General features: G+C 65.9%; 1 protein-coding gene. It reads right to left on the reverse strand.

The window, feature by feature from the left end; translation table 11 throughout:
* A partial coding sequence (gene icmH / locus ACLJNW_RS27295) for a type IVB secretion system protein IcmH/DotU (protein ID WP_410961683.1) occupies positions 1-249 on the reverse strand: 249 nt, incomplete at both ends.

Here is a 249-nt window from a genome sequence, read left to right on the forward strand (position 1 = left end):
GCCCCACGGGGTGGTCACCACCGCCTCGTCGACCACCGTGCACAGCACGTAGCGCGCCGCCATGACCTGGCTGTTTTCCACGCCATCCTGCACGGCGCGGAATTCGAAGAGCTTCATGGCGGAGGTCAACCGCTCCTTGAGCGCCGCAAGGTTCTCCAGCACGGTGCTGTGCTTGAGCCGGACCACTTCCGAAAGCAGTTCGGAAGCCGCCGCCACCAGCGGGTTCAGGCTGACGTTGAAGGCCTCGCC

Origin of the sequence: Salmonella sp. SAL4457 (genome assembly GCF_046548235.1) — a bacterium.
GTDB classification, from domain to species: domain Bacteria; phylum Pseudomonadota; class Gammaproteobacteria; order Enterobacterales; family Enterobacteriaceae; genus Salmonella; species Salmonella enterica.